The 13329-nt window shown below is 32.7% G+C and carries 17 protein-coding genes; 9 read left to right on the top strand and 8 right to left on the bottom strand.

Translation table 11 applies throughout. From position 1 onward, the window contains the following. The first annotated feature begins 4 nt into the window (after positions 1-4). The 7 genes from ACEN2I_RS15250 to ACEN2I_RS15220 all read left to right on the top strand — a co-directional run bounded on the left by ACEN2I_RS15250 (position 5) and on the right by ACEN2I_RS15220 (position 5234). Positions 5-586 carry an NADPH-dependent FMN reductase gene (locus ACEN2I_RS15250; RefSeq protein ID WP_441766961.1) on the top strand — a complete coding sequence of 194 codons (582 nt, stop codon included), beginning with the start codon at positions 5-7 and terminating at the stop codon, positions 584-586. An 11-nt stretch (positions 587-597) separates the two neighbouring features. Beyond that, positions 598-1470, top strand: a complete 873-nt coding sequence (locus ACEN2I_RS15245) for a sugar phosphate isomerase/epimerase family protein (protein WP_441766958.1) — start codon at positions 598-600, stop codon at positions 1468-1470. Positions 1471-1519: 49 nt separating this feature from the next. Continuing rightward, positions 1520-1867 carry a cupin domain-containing protein gene (locus tag ACEN2I_RS15240; RefSeq protein WP_441766957.1) on the top strand — a complete coding sequence of 116 codons (348 nt, stop codon included), beginning with the start codon at positions 1520-1522 and terminating at the stop codon, positions 1865-1867. A 44-nt stretch (positions 1868-1911) separates the two neighbouring features. Further along, the gene (locus tag ACEN2I_RS15235; protein WP_441766956.1) at positions 1912-2433 is read left to right on the top strand and encodes a GNAT family N-acetyltransferase; all 522 of its coding nucleotides are present in this window, start codon (positions 1912-1914) and stop codon (positions 2431-2433) included. Positions 2434-2687: 254 nt separating this feature from the next. Further along, entirely contained in the window at positions 2688-3839 is a 1152-nt protein-coding gene (locus tag ACEN2I_RS15230) for an MFS transporter (protein WP_441766955.1), read from the top strand. Positions 3840-3886: 47 nt separating this feature from the next. Further along, positions 3887-4819 (top strand): peptidylprolyl isomerase, encoded by a 933-nt coding sequence (locus ACEN2I_RS15225; RefSeq protein ID WP_441766954.1) that lies wholly within the window; start codon positions 3887-3889, stop codon positions 4817-4819. A 91-nt stretch (positions 4820-4910) separates the two neighbouring features. After that, positions 4911-5234 (top strand): cytochrome c, encoded by a 324-nt coding sequence (locus ACEN2I_RS15220; RefSeq protein WP_441766953.1) that lies wholly within the window; start codon positions 4911-4913, stop codon positions 5232-5234. Between the two features lie 71 nt (positions 5235-5305). Here the strand turns inward: ACEN2I_RS15220 and ACEN2I_RS15215 are convergent, their stop codons facing one another. Continuing rightward, positions 5306-5860: a thioredoxin family protein gene (locus ACEN2I_RS15215; RefSeq protein ID WP_441766952.1), complete on the bottom strand. Its 555-nt coding sequence runs from the start codon at positions 5858-5860 to the stop codon at positions 5306-5308. Between the two features lie 117 nt (positions 5861-5977). Continuing rightward, on the bottom strand, positions 5978-6871 hold the full coding sequence (locus tag ACEN2I_RS15210) for an alpha/beta fold hydrolase (protein ID WP_441766951.1): 894 nt from the start codon (positions 6869-6871) through the stop codon (positions 5978-5980). A gap of 130 nt (positions 6872-7001) precedes the next feature. Between ACEN2I_RS15210 and ACEN2I_RS15205 the strand changes: the two genes are divergently transcribed. After that, positions 7002-7337: a tRNA-binding protein gene (locus ACEN2I_RS15205; protein ID WP_441766950.1), complete on the top strand. Its 336-nt coding sequence runs from the start codon at positions 7002-7004 to the stop codon at positions 7335-7337. Between the two features lie 176 nt (positions 7338-7513). Here the strand turns inward: ACEN2I_RS15205 and ACEN2I_RS15200 are convergent, their stop codons facing one another. The 6 genes from ACEN2I_RS15200 to ACEN2I_RS15175 form a co-directional block, all read right to left on the bottom strand. Beyond that, positions 7514-7660 (bottom strand): hypothetical protein, encoded by a 147-nt coding sequence (locus ACEN2I_RS15200; RefSeq protein WP_441766949.1) that lies wholly within the window; start codon positions 7658-7660, stop codon positions 7514-7516. A gap of 58 nt (positions 7661-7718) precedes the next feature. Then, a complete protein-coding gene (locus ACEN2I_RS15195; protein WP_441766948.1) occupies positions 7719-7934 on the bottom strand; it encodes an SRPBCC domain-containing protein in 216 nt (71 codons plus the stop codon). A gap of 109 nt (positions 7935-8043) precedes the next feature. After that, a complete protein-coding gene (locus ACEN2I_RS15190; protein ID WP_441766947.1) occupies positions 8044-8592 on the bottom strand; it encodes an RBBP9/YdeN family alpha/beta hydrolase in 549 nt (182 codons plus the stop codon). 22 nt (positions 8593-8614) lie between these two features. Then, entirely contained in the window at positions 8615-9445 is an 831-nt protein-coding gene (locus tag ACEN2I_RS15185; protein WP_441766946.1) for an alpha/beta hydrolase, read from the bottom strand. A gap of 120 nt (positions 9446-9565) precedes the next feature. Next, positions 9566-9934 carry a PUR family DNA/RNA-binding protein gene (locus ACEN2I_RS15180; RefSeq protein WP_441766960.1) on the bottom strand — a complete coding sequence of 123 codons (369 nt, stop codon included), beginning with the start codon at positions 9932-9934 and terminating at the stop codon, positions 9566-9568. A 68-nt stretch (positions 9935-10002) separates the two neighbouring features. Then, positions 10003-11781, bottom strand: a complete 1779-nt coding sequence (locus ACEN2I_RS15175) for an ABC transporter ATP-binding protein (protein ID WP_441766945.1) — start codon at positions 11779-11781, stop codon at positions 10003-10005. A 203-nt stretch (positions 11782-11984) separates the two neighbouring features. Between ACEN2I_RS15175 and ACEN2I_RS15170 the strand changes: the two genes are divergently transcribed. Beyond that, positions 11985-13091: a Glu/Leu/Phe/Val family dehydrogenase gene (locus tag ACEN2I_RS15170; RefSeq protein ID WP_441766944.1), complete on the top strand. Its 1107-nt coding sequence runs from the start codon at positions 11985-11987 to the stop codon at positions 13089-13091. Positions 13092-13329: the final 238 nt, after the last annotated feature.

The raw sequence follows: 13329 nt of genomic DNA, 5'->3' as shown, positions 1-13329 counted from the left end.
GACCATAATTATAATTTTTAGTTATATTCGTAAGGTACAAAATCTCAATAAGTGCTACCGAAGGTTTAGTTCAACAGGAAGTACGAGAAACAACTCGAGTAATTTTAAAATTCTGAAATTTATTTCTGAGAATATAAACAGTCAATTCGAAATTGAAATATTTGAAGATTTAGAAGGAATTCCACACTTTAATCCGGATTTGGATGGTGAGTTTCCACCGGAAAAAGTTATTGCTTTCAAAAACAAAATCGTTCAGTCTGATGGAATATTAATCTGTACTCCTGAATATGTTTTTAGTTTGCCCGGAAGTCTGAAAAATGCACTTGAATGGTGTGTTTCAACTAGAATTTTTTCAAATAAAAAAGCCGGATTAATAACAGCTTCTGCTTCAGGCGAAATGGCACATCAACAGCTTCTGCTAATAATAAAAACATTAGAGGCTAAATTTGAAAATAATAACCAGCTTTTAATACAAGGTGTTCGTGGTAAAATTGATGAAGCAGGTAAGGTTATTAATTCACAAACTTTAGAAGCTCTTCAGTTTTTTATAAACGATTATGAGAGTCAATTTTTAAAATCAAATTAACAAAAGCAATAATGATTTGCAGACGAACTTTTATGGTCAATACCAGTTTGGCTACAGCTGGAGTTTTGACAATGCCCTCATTGGCATTTTCAATAGACAAAAAAGAGATAGGCTTACAATTATATACCCTGCGTAAAGAACTTCCAAAAGATGTAAAATCAACTTTAGAAAAAGTATCGGCTACAGGCTATACAACTGTTGAAACATACGGTTTTTCTATTAAAGATCAGTTTTGGGGAATATCTCCAGTTGAATTAAAAGAAATATTGAATAAAAACGGATTGCAAACTGTTAGCGGGCATTACAATTCAGGAACTTTTTTGGCTGATGGAAATACAAATGAACTTGTTGCGGCAATAGAAGCGGCAAAGATTCTGAATCAGGAATATTTTACAATTCCATGGATTGATGAACCTCTTAGAAAGAATATTGAAGATTATAAAAAAATTGCTGCAAGACTAAATGAAGCAGGAAAGTTGTGTAAAAAAGCCGGTTTAAAACTTGCTTATCATAATCATGATTTTGAATTCCAAAAATATGATGGAATAAGTGGTTATGAAGTTTTATTGAAAGAAACAGATAAAAATCTGGTAGATTTTGAGTTAGACTTATACTGGGTTGTATATTCTGGTAACGAGCCGTTACAATTGTTTAAACAATATCCGGGACGCTTTAAAATGTGGCATGTAAAAGATATGGATAAAATAAGCCACACCTTTAATACTGAGGTTGGTTCAGGATCAATTGATTTTAAATCATTTTTTAAAGAAGTAAAACAATCCGGTATGAGACATTTTTTTGTTGAGCAGGAAAACAATTTTGGAACGGATGCTTTTGAATCAATAAAAACAAGCTTTAATTTTATTTCAAAGGAGTTGATTTAAATTAACTCATTTAAATGCCTTATTTTTGCATAATAAATGAAACAATAATATGGAAAGTTCTATTGCAAGTAATGAGTTTCTTTTTGGAGAGGAAATTCAATGGGAAGTGGTTGGAGAAGGAGTAAAACGTAAAGTTTTGGCTTTTGATAATCGTGTTATGCTGGTGAATGTATATTTTGAAACAGGAGCTATTGGTGCTTTGCACGAACACTATCATACGCAGGTTACTTATGTAGCAAAAGGAACATTTGATGTTACGATAAACGGAGTTACAAAAACACTTAAAGAAGGCGATAGCTTTTATATTCCGCCACATGCGATTCATGGCGTTTTGTGTGTGGAAGAAGGAATGCTGACAGATGTTTTCAGTCCGATGCGTGAAGATTTCATGAAATAATTATCATAATGCGTTAGCTTTCAGGTAGAAAATTCAACTAAAAAATGAACAAAGAATCAAAGAGATTACCTTTATTGATGACTGAAAGGTTAACTCTCCGGCAAATTTCACAAAATGACGCTGGAGAAATATTCCAATTGCGTTCAAATCCAGAAATAAATAAATTTCTCGACAGGCAGCCAAGTAAAATAATAGAAGATGCCTTAATTTTCATTAAAAGCATAATTGAAAATGAAAACGATGATTTTTTTTATTGGGCAATTACAAAAACGGGTGAAGAAAAACTGATCGGTACGATTTGTTTATTTGGGTTTTTAGATGATTTAAAAAAATGTGAAATTGGATATGAGCTTTTAACCGAATATCAAGGGAAGGGATTTATGATTGAGGCTGTGAAGAAAATAATTCAATATGGAACAGCTACACTTGAATTAGAAACGATAGATGCTGTAATACATAAGAACAATCAGAATTCAATTGGACTTCTCCAGAAACTGGGTTTTAAAGAATTGGAAAATAGTAACGAACAGAATCCAAATCTGACTTTATTCAGATTAATGAAATAAAAGGAATCAAGCACCGAACAGCTACACTGTTAAAAAAAAAAGCGCCTAATTTTCTGTAGCTGAAAATTCTGTTTTAAAAAAGTAACATTCTATTGACAGAGAAAATTTAGTAAAGCGTTTTAAACGATATAATTTCTAAAATACCAATATGATTTGACCTGAACATTCAAAAAATTATATTTTTTTTAAAGTTTTGATAAAGATTAGATTGGTATTTTTGCAAAATGAATTTATCCAAAACGAATGTCTTATTTATGGCAGCCTGCACTGGACTTATAGTTGCAAATCTGTATTACTGCCAGCCCTTGATTATTTTAATTGCCAACGAATTTAAAATTCCTGAAGCAAACGCCGGAACAATAACGTATTTAACTCAGGCAGGATATGCTATCGGGTTATTTTTTATGGTTCCGTTGGGAGATAAAATCGAAAGAAAAAAGCAAATCTTACTAACTACTTTTGCTTCTGTAATTGCCTTAATCATTGCGGCTACGGCAAAAAATTTCTTTATATTACAAATTGCTTCCTTGCTTATCGGAATCACCTCAATAGTGCCTCAGCTTATTTTGCCTCTTGCAGCTTCGTTAAGTTCTGTAGAGCAGCGAGGAAAAGTCATCGGAACAATCATGAGCGGTTTGTTGGTTGGTATTTTACTTTCCAGAACATTAAGCGGATTTATTGGTCAGGTTTTAGGATGGAGATCCATGTTTTATATCGCTGCCGGAATTTGCCTTTTGATCTTTTTTGTAATTCAGAATAAATTTCCTATCAATAAACCGCAATTTCAAGGATCTTATGGACAGTTAATTCAATCCCTTTTTACACTTATCAAAACACAGCCTGTCTTACGCGAAGCAACTTTAATTAATGTATTTAGTTTTGCTCAGTTTGGCGCTTTCTGGACCACGATGGTTTTATTGCTTTCGGGAGAACCATTTCATTTTAACAGCGCCACAATTGGTCTGTTCGGAATTGTTGGAGCTTCAGGAGCTTTGGCAGCACCATTGGTTGGAAAAATGGGGGACAAAGGTGGTTCAAGAGTAGCAGTGGGGTATGGCTGTTTATTGATACTGATCAGTTTTTTGGTTTTTTATTTTTCAGTTGAAAGCGTGATCGGAATTGCGATTGGAATTGTTTTTATTGACATTGGAATCCAAGGAGTTCATATTTCAAATCAAACCAGAGTTTATTCCTTACTTCCGGAAGCCAGAAACAGATTAAATACGGTATTTATGTCGTTTAGCTTTTTAGGAACAGCAGCAGGATCAGCTTACGGATTGGTATTATGGAAATTAGGCGGATGGCATGCTGTAGCTAGCGGATGTGTTGGGTTGTCAATATTAGCGTTAACAGTGTACGGGCTTACTTATAAATCAAAATCTAAAAAAATAGAAACCACAAATTGATATAAAAATTAATTTGTAAATTTGCGTTCAATTAAAAAATAACAACAATGGAAAACGGAATATACGCTAAATTCAATACAGGTAAAGGTTCGATTTTAGTAAAATTAGCACATGAGTTAGCACCAGGAACTGTAGGGAATTTTGTAGCTCTTGCAGAAGGAAATATGGAAAATAAAGTAAAACCTCAAGGACAAAAATTCTATGATGGTTTAACTTTTCACAGAGTAATTCCTGATTTTATGATTCAGGGTGGCTGCCCAAAAGGAACAGGAACAGGAGATCCAGGATACAAATTTGATGATGAATTTCACCCAAGTTTAAAACATGATCGTCCGGGAGTTTTAGCAATGGCTAATTCAGGACCTGCAAGTAACGGTTCTCAATTTTACATTACGCACGTTCCAACTTCATGGTTAGACAACAAACATACTGTTTTTGGTCACGTTATCGAAGGCCAGGATGTAGTGGATGCAGTTGCTCAGGGAGATAATCTTGATGCAGTAGAAATTATCAGAGTAGGAGAAGAAGCTCAGAAATGGAATGCTATTGAAGCTTTTATTGCTTTAAAAGGGGCTCGTTTAAAAAGAGATGCTGCTCTAAAAGCAGAATCTGAAGCAAAAATGGAACAATTAGCAGCTGGTTTTGATAAAACAGAAAGTGGTTTACGCTATAAAATGATTCAAAAAGGAGAGGGTAAAAAAGCAGAAGCCGGAAAAACAGTTTCTGTTCATTACGAAGGATCTTTAGAAAACGGAAAAGTTTTTGATTCATCTTACCCAAGAAAAAAACCAATCGAATTTAGATTAGGTCAGGGACAGGTTATCGAAGGATGGGACGAAGGTATCGCTTTATTACAAGTGGGTGACAAAGCTCGTTTTGTAATTCCATCTGATTTAGCTTATGGGGCTGCTGGAGCAGGAGGTGTTATTCCTCCACATGCAACTTTGATCTTCGACGTTGAATTAATGGACGTAAAATAAGTATTTGATATAATTTAATATCATTTTAAATAATAATCCCATTCGGTAGTCGAATGGGATTTTTTTATATTTACTTCAAAAATAAAGAAACATGAAATTAAGAATCCTAACCGTAACCGCTGCAATTTTACTTTTAATTTCTTGTGGTACAAAAAAAACGGCTGCAACAGCTACGGAAGCAACAGTTGCACCTGCAGTAACTGAAACCGTAAACGCAACAGAGTTAACACCCGGAGAATTGGCTGATGGTAAAAACTTATATGAAAATAGCTGTGCAAGATGCCATAAACTATATGAGCCGAAAAAATTTACTCAGGAAGAGTGGGCGCCAATTTTGATAAGAATGCAGAAAAAAGCGAAGTTAGACGATAATAAAATGGCTTCTGTAACAAATTATATCCATTCGCAACTATAATTTCTAACCTAACTAATTTTTTAAAAAAAAACTGTTAGTTTTTTTTTCGTTCTAATTTTTGCAATTAGTATTTATTTCCATTTAATATTGCAGCCTATACTTGGTTTTTGAGTTTCGTTTAAGCTTCTGTTATAAATTAAAGCATCAATAGCATTTCTCAGGTCATTTCCGCTTAATGGAATTTTGTTTCCGGGTCTTGAATCATCCAATTGACCTCGATAAAATAAACGGTTTTGATTATCAAATAAATAAAAATCAGGTGTGCAGGCAGCATTATAAGCTTTAGCTACCTCTTGGGTCTCATCAAATAAATAAGGAAAATCTATTTTATTCTCAAAAGCAAATTCAGTCATCATTTCGGGTGAATCCTGAGGAAACTTCTCTATATCATTACTTGAAATAGTGATAATGCCAATTCCCTGAACGCGATAATCATTAGCAATCATTACAATTTCTTTGATAACGTGAAGTACAAAAGGACAGTGATTGCATATAAAAATAACAAGTGTCCCTTTTGATCCTTTTAAATCTTCAAAAGAGTATTCGTTATTTGAATTGGTATCTTTAAGATTGAAGTTTGGAGCAAGGGTGCCAAGCGGAATCATATTGGAAGGAGTTCGTGCCATTTTCTAAAGAATTAGTTAATCAAAAATAACTTTTTAATTCTGTAAAGAGTGCACGTAAAAAAAAATATCCAAAGAAATTTCACTGTCAGGTAAATTCTCTTTGGATATCATATGTATTTATGAATTTAAAAAGTCAAGTAAATCTTGATTTAATTTGTCTTTTTCTGTGTAAAATAGTCCGTGTGGTGCACCTTCATACACAATGAAAGTATTATTAGCAATGGCAGCGGCCGTTTTTTCTGAACTCACTTCGATTGGAACATTTTTATCATCATCACCATGTATAATTAAAGTAGGAACTTTAATGCTTTCCAGTTCGTCTCTAAAGTCTGTATTAGATAATGATTCAGAACATTTTAGTGTTGCTCTTGGCGAAGCCAAAGAACATAAATTTCTGTAATATTCCAGTAAAGGCGTACTTAACGGTTTGTTGATAATATTTACACCAAAAAATGTTTTGCCGAAATTTTCAAGGAATCCTATTCGGTCCTCTCTAATTGCAGCTGCGGTTGCTTCTCCTTTTTCTTTTGTACGTCCTTCAGGATTATCTTCAGTTTTGGCTAAAAAAGGAATGATTGAGGAAATTAAGGCTGCTTTTGTAACCCCTTTTCCACCATGACGGCTAAAATAACGAACTACTTCGCCACCTCCCATAGAAAAACCTACAAGAGTGGCATTTTCTAATTGAAGCTGTTCAATAATTTCACTTAAATCATCAGTTAAAGTATCATAATCATATCCCTCCCAAGGCTGTGAAGATTTACCAAAACCGCGTCGATCATATGCAATTACCCTAAAATTATTCTGAACTAAAAATTCGATTTGATATTCCCACATTTCGTTTGAAAGAGGCCATCCATGAATCAAAATTACCGGTTTTCCTTTACCATAATCTTTTACATATAGTTTTACATTTTGAGCTGTTTCAATATATTTATCTGTGTTTTGAAGCCGAAGATCAAAGTCTGAATCTTTAAATGATGTATTGGTATTTATTAGACTATTTTCCATTTCTGTGTTTTTTAAGTTAGTTCACTAATTTGATTTGTAAAATTAAAAGCACAGCTAAAAAAACGGTTATAGAATTAGTTATAACAATTACAAAATTAATACGTTTGTAAATCAAATAATTAAAACAAAAATGGATTTAACCTGGAACGAATTCGAAAGAACCGATATGCGTGTAGGAACTATAATTGATGTTAATAATTTTCCTGAAGCAAGAAAACCGGCTTATCAGCTTACGATTGATTTTGGTTTAGAAATAGGGATTAGAAAGTCATCAGCACAAATTACCAAACGTTATCTAAAAGAAGATTTATTAAATCGTCAAATTGTGGCTGTGGTGAATTTTCCCAAAAAGCAAATAGGAAAATTTATGAGTGAATGTCTGGTTTTGGGCGCGGTAGGCGAAGAGGGAGATGTAATTCTATTGGCTCCGGATTTTAAGATTGAAAATGGATTGAGAATTGGATAGACTTTATTTGTAAGTATTCAGGTTTTTAAAGGTTAGGCTTTTCGTTCTGGTACTTGGCGTGGATGTGAACTTAGTAACGGTTTATTTTCAACTAAAGATAAAATTTCTTACGGAACGCAAAAATCAAATTTACCATAAAATTCGAAATAGTGCCAAACTCTTTTGTGCGTTCTGTTTTATTGTTTTTCGGCTGAATCTTTTAATGATTTCAATATTTGATTTTGTTCTCCTTGTTGTTTTTCCTGAATTGCATTTGGTCGATTATCTTCTTTTATAATTTCAAGTTTTGTAATTCCATTTTCTTCGGTTAAAACATAACTCATTATAAAATAATTTTCGGGTTTATCTTCCAAATCAGGTCTTAGCGCAAATAACTATATTTTAACAATTCATTTCATGAATTTCCTTAATTATTCCCCATTGTTCAAATACTTGTTGTTCCAATTTGGTTACGAATCTTATTTCGCTTCCAACTTTCCAAGTTGTTATTAAATCACTTCCAAATTGCCATAATTGTACCATTTCTGGTTCGGTAACAGTTTTCCAAACTTTTTGAATTGGAGCATTTATTTTTATTATTGAAATATTTGTTGCCATAATTTTAAATTTTAATTCGCTCTATTTCATCAATTTTATTTCGGTTTTCTGTGGCTACAAACTGTCGCAAAGTAACCTTAATGGCAATGAGTTAAAATCTAAATACTAATTATTTTTTAATATTATTAATTAGCTGTTGCAAAATTGACTGCCCTTCTTCCCAATATTTTAAATCAGAATCAGAGTTGATATGACCTTTTTGACCAACGTTTACAAAATCGCTTCCCCATTTCTCAGCCAAGTATTGTTTTCTTTCAAAAGAAGCGTAAGGATCGTTTTCGCTCGCAACAACAATTGAAGGAAATGGGAGTTTTGAAATTGGCATTGGAGAAAAATTGCGTACACATTCTGGTGTGTGCTGAGGTGAATCAACATCGGCAGGAGCCACCAATAAAGCTCCAATAATGTTTTTATTCTTATTCGTTTCTGCCCAGTGTAAAACCAGAGAAACCGCCAGGCTATGTGCAATTAAAATTGTTGGTTTTTTGAGTTTCGCTATTTCTTCATTTAATCTTTCGAGCCATTCTTCTCGAATCGGTTCATCCCAATTATCCTGAACCAACCGTATTGAATTGACGAATTTTTTATGCCAAAAAGTTTGCCAGTGCTTGTCGCCAGAATTTCCAAGACCGGGTAATATTAATAAGTTTGTTTCCATTACCATGGATTTTTTTAAATAATTATTTTTTGGTTTGTTTGTCTTTTATAATTCGGTTTACTTCATTTACAAGTAAAGGAAATGCAGGTTCAGTCATTCCGTGACCATAACCGTCTAATTCAAAAAGTTTGGTCTGTTTATGTCCAGTAAGTTTCATCATTCGTTCCATGTAGGCATTTTCTTCATATCGGCCTAACATTTCCAGTTCACGGTCTCCGGTAATCAATAAAAGAGGTGGAGCATCTGCTCGAACGTGAAACAAAGGTGCAAAAGCATCAATGGTTGGCTGTTTTTCAGGAATTCCATTTTCTCGTCTAATTTCAAAATGAGTAATACATTGCCCGCTAAACGGAATTAATCCTGCAATTGAATTAGCATCAAGACCTTCTTTTTGAAGCCATTTTTTATCTAAACCAATCATCGAAGTCAGATAACCTCCAGCCGAATGCCCTGAAACAAATATTAAATATGGATCGCCTCCATAATTTGAAATGTTATTAAAAACCCAGGCAACGGCAGAAGCTGCGTCTTCAATACATTTTGCGGCTTTTACTTTTGGAGATAATCTATAATTAACACCAATAACTGCAAAGCCTTTATTTTTTAATGCTTCGGGAATTTCTTTGCTTCCACCTGTTAATCCTCCACCATGAAACCAAACTATAGTGGCAAATCTTTTGCTGTTTTTAGGGTAATAAATATCTAAAACACATCTTTCGCTAATATAAGAGTCAGATTTATTTATTGCTGAATTGTAGTATTGAATATTCGATTTCGTTTCATAACCTGTTTTTTGGGGAAAGGAATTTGAGTATAGAAAGAAGAAAGTAAGTGATAGAAAAAGCTTTTTCATCTTTGGATTATTTAGATTTTTAGATGGATTAGATTTATAAAAAAAACCTAAGTTTAAATATATAAAAAAAGTCCAAAATGCGGAACATTTTGGACTCGTACTTTTTATAAAGTTTATTGACTAAATATCGTCAAAATCAATATCTGTAAAACTGGATCTTTGCCCTTCAGGTTTGTCGGAACCGTATTCTTTTTTAAAGTCTCTCTGGTGTCTTTCAGAGATTACTTCTTCGCCTTTGTGGTTCAAGACATACGAAGTCATTTCTTCTAATATTTCTGCAAAAGCACTAAAATCTTCTTTGTATAAATAAATTTTATGCTTTTTAAAATGGAAAGAACCATCTTCTTCTGTAAATTTTTTACTTTCGGTAATGGTAATGTAGTAATCGTCTGCTTTTGTAGCCCTTACATCAAAGAAATAAGTTCTTCTTCCTGCTCGTAATACTTTAGAAAAAATCTCTTCTTTTTCTAACATGTCATTTTCTCTCATAATACGTTCTATCATTTTTGGAATTAATAGTAATCAAAAATCATAAAAAATTATCTATTACGCAACAATTAAAGTAATTCTTTTTCTGAAAGTTGTTTTAAATATAACGATGAATAATAACCATCCTGATTTATTAATTGATTATGAGAACCTTGTTGAATAATTTTGCCATCTTCTAAAATGATTATTTTATCAGCATTTTTAGCAGATGATATTCTATGACTTACTATAATGGTCGTTTTGTCTTTGCAAATTTCAAATAAATTATTCAAAATAGTTTCTTCAGTTTCAGTATCAACAGCAGACAAACAGTCGTCAAAAAGTAAAATTGCCGGATTCTTAATAATAGCCCGCGCAATAGATACACGCTGTTTTTGCCCGCCCGAAAGCGTAATACCTCTTTCTCCTAAAACAGTGTCATATTGTCTATTGAAAGTGATGATATTGTCATGAACTACAGCGTTCTTAGCAGCTTGAATTACTTCTTCATCAGTTGCATGCTGATTACCAAATTTGATATTATTTTTAATTGTGTCTGAGAATAAAAAAGCATCCTGAGGCACAATTCCAATGTTGTTTCTGAGGTCATTTAAGTTTAGAATACTAATTTCATTGTCATCAATTGTGATTCTTCCTTCAGTAACATCATATAAACGTGAAATCAAAGATAAAATAGTCGATTTTCCTGAACCGGTTTTCCCTAAAATGGCCAGCGTTTCACCCTTCTTTATAGTAAATGATATATTTTTAAGAGCTTCAATATTGGTATCTTCATAAGTAAAACTCACATTTTTGAAGGCTATTGTGCCTTGGATATCTGATGAATTTTGATTGTTGTTTTTGATTTCCGGTTCAATTTTTAAAAATTCATTTAATCGTTTTTGAGAAGCTTCGGCTTCCTGAACCATTGACGAAACCCAACCTAAAGACGCTACAGGCCAGGTTAGCATATTTACGTATAAAATAAATTCTGCAATTGTCCCAATATTCGGAATAGTTCCGTTAATGTACATTACACCTCCAAAATAGATTACAACCAAATTACTGATTCCGATTAAAGCAATCATCAAAGGGCCAAATAACGATTGTACTTTAGCCAGATCTAAACTCTTCTTTTTGCTTTCATCAGCTAGAGCTATCATGTTGTTTTGATGTTGATTTTCTAATGAATTTGCTTTTATAACACGGATTCCTGAAAATATTTCCTGAGAAAAGCTCGAAACTTTAGATAGATATTGCTGAAAAGTTGTACTTCTTTTATTGATTTCTGAACTCAGTTTAAAAATACAATACGAGAGAAGGGGTAAAGGCAAAATAGTATATAATGTCAATAATGGCGAAACATTATACATATATAGGATTACAATTGTAAAACGAATAAAAGTATTAATGGTATACATCACTGCCGGGCCTACATACATTCGGACCTTAGAAACATCTTCGCTGATACGGTTCATTAAATCTCCGGTGCGATTTTGTTTATAGAAATTCTGAGAAAGATTTTCGTATTGTTTGAAAACTTCATTTTTTAAATCAAATTCAATATGACGCGACATTACAATTAAGGTCTGGCGCATTAAAAAAGTTAAAAACCCAGCGACAATTGCACTACCAATGATTAAGAGTACATTATGAATTAAATCTTGTCTGTAGTAACCAATAATTATAGAAGAATGGCGGTCAGTTTCTGATAATTTTAAAAACTCTTCAATTGTGTCAAAAGACTGGCTGACCAATTTTGGAGTGAACAAGAAAAAAATTTGTGCGATTATAGTGATTAAAATACCGAAGGAGAAACTGTATTTGTATTTAATGAAATATTTGTTTAAATAGCTTAATTCTTTCATTTTTTTAAGAGATTCAATGTTGAAATGATTTGGTTTTTTTTAAAATCTTCAATTAAAAGTAATAAAAGATCTTATTTGTTTAAAACAAATCTATTGTAAAATTGTTATTTTAAAGATAAAAAAATAGCACATATATATTTTTTGTTTATGTTTGATATGTCTTTTTGACAAATTCGTAATTTTAACAAATAAATTATAACGCTATGGATGCAACTTTCGCAACTGGAAAGGAACTTCAAAAAATGGATCCTGTTTTTGGTCAGTTATCTTTTGACGATCACGAACAAATTGTATTTTGCAATGACAAAGATACAGGTTTAAAAGCAATTATTGGTATTCATAATTCAGTTATGGGACCAGCTTTAGGAGGTACCAGAATGTGGAATTATAATACCGAATGGGAAGCTCTAAATGATGTTTTGCGTCTTTCGAGAGGTATGACTTATAAATCTGCGATTACCGGACTTAATATTGGTGGTGGAAAAGCAGTAATTATAGGAGATGCAAAAACACAGAAAACAACTGAGTTAATGCGTAAGTTTGGTGAATTTGTTCACTCATTGAGCGGAAGATATATTACGGCTGAAGATGTTGGAATGGAAACTAAAGACATGGATACTGTGAGAGATGTAACGCCTTATGTTACGGGTATTTCTGAAGAAAGGGGCGGATCAGGAAATCCTTCGCCTATAACTGCTTACGGAGTTTATTTAGGAATGAAAGCGGCTGCTAAAAGTCAGTTTGGTTCTGATGTTTTAGATGGTAAAAAAGTTTTGGTTCAGGGAATTGGGCACGTTGGAGAAGCTTTAGTTGAGTATTTAACTAAAGAAGGAGCAAAGGTTACAATTGCTGATATCAATGAAGAAAAACTATATGAAGTAGCAAAAAAATATAGCGCAACCGTTTTTGCTGGCGAAGATTTATATAGTGCTGATGTTGATATTTATGCACCATGTGCAATGGGAGCTACAATCAATGATGCTACAGTAGACAAAATTAAAGCCAAGGTAATTGCCGGTGCAGCAAATAATCAGTTAGCTGATGAAAATGTTCACGGAACAAGACTGCAGGAAAGAGGTATTTTATATGCACCTGATTTCTTAATCAATGCGGGCGGAATTATCAATGTTTATGCAGAATTAGAGCATTATGGTAAAGCCGAAATCATGAGTAAAACCGAAAACATCTATAACACTACTTTAGAAATTATCGATTACGCAGTGAAAAATGGAATAACAACTCATAAAGCTGCGCTTACAATTGCTCAAAATCGAATTAATTTGAGAAAAATTGAGAATAGTAAAAAGTAATATTTTTTAAAAAAATAAGCCTGAAGTAATTTTTATGTTAATTCATTGATGAATAATAAGGATTAGTTTAAAAGCCTAAAAAACGCTTTGTTGTTTTTTAGGCTTTATTGTTTTAAAAGCACTTTTTTTTAAAGCTTTTTTATGTTTTAAATTTTATTATCAGCTGTTAAATTCTTATTTTTGCAGACTAATTTTTAAATGTTCTTACAAGGTGGTAAATAGAAGACACTTACGCGTT

The sequence above is a fragment of the Flavobacterium sp. W22_SRS_FK3 genome (assembly GCF_052113665.1).
GTDB lineage: Bacteria > Bacteroidota > Bacteroidia > Flavobacteriales > Flavobacteriaceae > Flavobacterium.
Note: the sequence above shows the minus strand (reverse complement) of the source record. Positions and strands in the feature narration are given on the sequence as shown.

Excerpts from the sequence above, each read along its gene's own strand:
- ACEN2I_RS15240 (WP_441766957.1), top strand. The coding sequence starts at position 1,520 with ATGGAAAGTTCTATTGCAAGTAATGAGTTTCTTTTTGGAGAGGAAATT.
- ACEN2I_RS15205 (WP_441766950.1), top strand. The coding sequence starts at position 7,002 with ATGGATTTAACCTGGAACGAATTCGAAAGAACCGATATGCGTGTAGGA.
- ACEN2I_RS15220 (WP_441766953.1), top strand. The coding sequence starts at position 4,911 with ATGAAATTAAGAATCCTAACCGTAACCGCTGCAATTTTACTTTTAATT.
- ACEN2I_RS15200 (WP_441766949.1), bottom strand. The coding sequence starts at position 7,660 with ATGAGTTATGTTTTAACCGAAGAAAATGGAATTACAAAACTTGAAATT.
- ACEN2I_RS15235 (WP_441766956.1), top strand. The coding sequence starts at position 1,912 with ATGAACAAAGAATCAAAGAGATTACCTTTATTGATGACTGAAAGGTTA.
- ACEN2I_RS15215 (WP_441766952.1), bottom strand. The coding sequence starts at position 5,860 with ATGGCACGAACTCCTTCCAATATGATTCCGCTTGGCACCCTTGCTCCA.
- ACEN2I_RS15230 (WP_441766955.1), top strand. The coding sequence starts at position 2,688 with ATGGCAGCCTGCACTGGACTTATAGTTGCAAATCTGTATTACTGCCAG.
- ACEN2I_RS15170 (WP_441766944.1), top strand. The coding sequence starts at position 11,985 with ATGGATGCAACTTTCGCAACTGGAAAGGAACTTCAAAAAATGGATCCT.
- ACEN2I_RS15225 (WP_441766954.1), top strand. The coding sequence starts at position 3,887 with ATGGAAAACGGAATATACGCTAAATTCAATACAGGTAAAGGTTCGATT.
- ACEN2I_RS15175 (WP_441766945.1), bottom strand. The coding sequence starts at position 11,781 with ATGAAAGAATTAAGCTATTTAAACAAATATTTCATTAAATACAAATAC.
- ACEN2I_RS15210 (WP_441766951.1), bottom strand. The coding sequence starts at position 6,871 with ATGGAAAATAGTCTAATAAATACCAATACATCATTTAAAGATTCAGAC.
- ACEN2I_RS15190 (WP_441766947.1), bottom strand. The coding sequence starts at position 8,592 with ATGGAAACAAACTTATTAATATTACCCGGTCTTGGAAATTCTGGCGAC.
- ACEN2I_RS15185 (WP_441766946.1), bottom strand. The coding sequence starts at position 9,445 with ATGAAAAAGCTTTTTCTATCACTTACTTTCTTCTTTCTATACTCAAAT.
- ACEN2I_RS15195 (WP_441766948.1), bottom strand. The coding sequence starts at position 7,934 with ATGGCAACAAATATTTCAATAATAAAAATAAATGCTCCAATTCAAAAA.
- ACEN2I_RS15245 (WP_441766958.1), top strand. The coding sequence starts at position 598 with ATGATTTGCAGACGAACTTTTATGGTCAATACCAGTTTGGCTACAGCT.
- ACEN2I_RS15180 (WP_441766960.1), bottom strand. The coding sequence starts at position 9,934 with ATGAGAGAAAATGACATGTTAGAAAAAGAAGAGATTTTTTCTAAAGTA.